Here is a 3,409-nt window from a genome sequence, read left to right as displayed (position 1 = left end):
GTCGGGTGGGGTCGAGAACCGGGTGCCTCAGAACAGCCCGGCGGCGCTGCGGTGGGGCGCGGTGTCCTGGCCGGCCAGCTTCGCGACGGCGTCCCGGGTCGCGATCGACCCCGGGCCGATCCCACTGATACTCAGCGTGGCGGCCGCGGCGGCGAACCGGACCGCGTCGCTGACCGTGCTCCCGGCGTCCAGCGCGATGAACAGCGACGCGGCGAAGACATCCCCGGCACCGGTGTCATCGACGAGACGGTCGGCCGCGATGGCGGCGAACTCCTGCGTCCCGTTCGCGAGCAGGACCTCCGCCCCTCGAGGGCCCTTGGTGACCACGACGACCCCACCGGCGCGGCGCACCGCCTCGGCCACACCGGCCAGATAGGCGGCCTCGTAGTCGGCGAACACCACCGCGTCGATGTTCTTCGCGGTCGCGCCGTCGATGTGCAGCATGTGATGACGGACGAGCCGGCTGGCGTCCCAGGAACGGATCAGGCCCTGCGGAGTGAGCCCGACCAGCCCCCGCGCGCTGCGCCGGACAACATCGTCGAGGACGATCTCCCGCGCGACGGGCGCCAGATGCAGCACCCTGCTCTCCGGGAGCCGGTCGAGCCCCGAGACGGCACCCGCGGACGCCTCCAGCCACTGGGTACGCAGGCTGCCGGCACCGCCGGTGTTGTCGTTGCGGAACCGGGTCGTCTCCGGCGCCGGCTGGATGTAGAGGAACGCCTCCGCCTCGAACGGCGTCCACACCGGTGCCAGTTCCACGTCGCGGCCGCGCCCGACACCGACGGCGCACAGCCCCAGCCGCGCCGCCTGCACCACGGCGTAGACCATGCTCCCGCCGATGGCGAAGGACGAGTCGGGCAGGACGTCAAGTGTCGGGTTCCCCACCGCCAGGTAGTCGACAGGCGTACGGCCGGCCAACGCCTCAGCGGTCCTGATCGTCATGGCGGCAACAGTACTCGTGTCCCTCCCGGGCACTCCGGCGGATACGCATGCCAGCATGCCATCCGACCGGCCCCGGCCGGGCAGCGGCCGCCGCTCAGGGGAGCTGCTCAGTCGGACGGCCGCGCGGCGCCCGGCACCGTCGTACCGGCCGCCGCCCCGGGCCCGCCGGCCCCGGGCCCGCCGGCGGCGCCGGACGCGCCAGAGGCGCCGGCCACGGCGGCCCGCAACGACGCGACCGCCAACGTCTTCGTGATCTCCATGTGGCCGACGACGCCGACCGGCTGTGGCCTGGCAGCGCCGATGTCGTCGACCACCAGCGCGAGGCCCGCGCCCGGCCGCCCGGCCAGCCGCGGAAGCAGGTCGGTGAGCAGCTCGTCCGCTGTGGTCAGGCACACCGTGGTCATCGGCACGCTCACCTTGCTGACCCTGGTCAGCCCCCGGTCGTCCAGCGGGACCGCGTCAAGGTCACGCAGGAACACGACCCCGGCGAGCGCGCCGTCGAAGTCCACGACGGTGAACACCGTCCGCCCCGAGGCGGCCACGGCCGGCGCCACCACATCCTCCACGGCGGCGGCGACCGTACGCCAACCGGCCACACTCTCGGGGGCGGGCCCCATCACCTCGCCGACCCGGACCCCGGCCAGCAGCCGGTTCGTGCGCAACCGGGACTGCTCGAGCCGGCCGGCGCCAAGCGCGATCCAGCCCAGCAGCACCACCCACAGCCCCGCCGGGCTGGCCAGGAATGTCACGGCCAGGCCCGACGCGATCAGAGCCCAGCCGACGGCCACCGCGGCCCGGGCCACGGCGGCGTCGGCGCGTTCCCGGCTGCCCGTCCGGCGGTACACCGCGGACGCGAGCAGCCGCCCCCCGCCGGTGCGTGGCGTGGGCAGCAGCTCCGAGGCGGTGAGCAACAGCAGCAGGCCGCCCGCCCACAGCCCGACGCTGCCGGCGAGCGCCGCGGCGCCGCTGGGAGCAAGCCAGCCGAGCACGACGAGCACGCCTCCTCCGAGCCCGCCGACGAACAGGCCGGCGCGGGCGACGCGGGCGGCGGCCACAGGTTCTGTGATCTTCGTCACGGTGGTCAGCCGGCTGCCGAACGCACCGACCCTGATCCCGCTGACCTCGACACCGGCCCGGCGCGCGGCCGCGGCCCGGGCGAAGTCGGCGGCGAGCAGCACACCGAACACCACCCCGGCACCGATAAGCCCGGCGGACAGGTAGGCGGCGGTCGGGCGGCCCGGCACCGCGGCCGGGAGTATGAAGGCGGACAGCAGGAAGGTCAGCAAGGCGATGGCGACGGCGGCCCCGGGGCGTGCCGACACCGGTGTGTGAACCGTTCCCCTCGGCGCGTGGTCAGCGGTCATATCCGTTCGCTCCCCTTTCCGGGCAGGACGTATGCCGTGGGAAAGATCGCATCACCGGATTCGTCTCCTTCCAGGCTTCCCGGCCCCGGGCGCATGCACACGGCCGGACACCACGATTGTTGTTTAAAATCTCGTTACCGCAGCCGCCCCCGCCCGCAGCCGGCCCTGCCGTCCCGCCGGTTTCGTCGTCCCCGCGGCGGTACCGACCAGCACGGGATCCGCATCGGAGCGCGCAGCCCCGAGACGCTCCTCCCGGCGGCGAGCAATGTCTCACCCTGCTATCGAACCATCACCTGCCGCGATATAGGCTCGGTACATGCCTCGCGAATGGGACGCCCGTGGCTACGACTCCCTGCCGCTGCCCCACGAGCAGTGGGGCCTGCGCACCCTCTCCCGCCTGGCGCTGGCCGGCGGCGAGACAGTCCTCGACGCCGGCTGCGGCACCGGCCGTGACACCGCCGCCCTGCTCGACCGGCTGCCCCACGGGCGGGTGATCGCCGTGGACGGCTCCGCCGCCATGCTCGACCGGCTGCGAGCCCGGCTGGACGGCCGCACCGACCGCCTGGAGATCGTCCACGCGGACCTGGCCCGGCCGCTGCACCTGCCCGGCCCGACCGGGCAGGCGGGGCAGGCCGGGCAGGCCACCCTGGTCGACGCGGTCTTCAGCGTGGCCGCCTTCCACTGGATACCCGACCATGGCACGCTGTTCGGCAACCTCGCGGCCGTGCTGGCCCCCGGCGGCCAGCTCGTCTTCGAATGCGGTGGGCACGGGAACATCGCGAACGTCAGCCGCGCCATCGACAGCCTGGTCGACGACGTGCCGGACGTGTGGAACTTCGCCGACGTCGCCGGGACGCGGGCCCGGCTGCGGGCCGCCGGCTTCGTCGACGCCGAGGTGGCGCTGGTGGCGGACCCGGCGGTCTTCCCCGACGACGACCTGCTGCTGCGCTACCTGGAAACGGTCGTCCTCGGCTCTCATCTCGACCGGCTGCCGCTCGACGAACGGGCCGCGTTCACCCGGGCGGTCGCCGAGCGCCTGCCCGAGCCCGTCGTCGACTACGTACGGCTGACCGTCCGCGCCGTGCGAGGCAACCATCCGGACC

The 3,409-nt window shown here is 74.0% G+C and carries 3 protein-coding genes; 1 reads left to right on the top strand and 2 read right to left on the bottom strand.

All coding sequences use genetic code 11. The features are described 5' to 3' along the window. Positions 1-27: 27 nt before the first annotated feature. Together AC5LUJ_RS23945 and AC5LUJ_RS23940 are read right to left on the bottom strand one after the other, a co-directional pair. On the bottom strand, positions 28-942 hold the full coding sequence (locus AC5LUJ_RS23945; protein WP_250291169.1) for a PfkB family carbohydrate kinase: 915 nt from the start codon (positions 940-942) through the stop codon (positions 28-30). A 107-nt stretch (positions 943-1,049) separates the two neighbouring features. Further along, the gene (locus AC5LUJ_RS23940; protein ID WP_250291167.1) at positions 1,050-2,264 is read right to left on the bottom strand and encodes a CBS domain-containing protein; all 1,215 of its coding nucleotides are present in this window, start codon (positions 2,262-2,264) and stop codon (positions 1,050-1,052) included. A 358-nt stretch (positions 2,265-2,622) separates the two neighbouring features. Between AC5LUJ_RS23940 and AC5LUJ_RS23935 the strand changes: the two genes are divergently transcribed. Next, positions 2,623-3,409, top strand: a 787-nt coding sequence (locus tag AC5LUJ_RS23935) for a class I SAM-dependent methyltransferase (RefSeq protein WP_493465840.1), incomplete at its 3' end; no start/stop codon positions are given.

The sequence above is a fragment of the Protofrankia sp. CiP1_Cm_nod3 genome, from assembly GCF_982290655.1.
The sequence above is the reverse complement of the archived record's forward strand: the minus strand, read 5'-3'. Positions and strand labels throughout refer to the sequence as shown.

Coding starts and splice junctions, on each gene's coding strand:
- AC5LUJ_RS23945 (WP_250291169.1), bottom strand. CDS start 942: ATGACGATCAGGACCGCTGAGGCGTTGGCCGGCCGTACGCCTGTCGAC.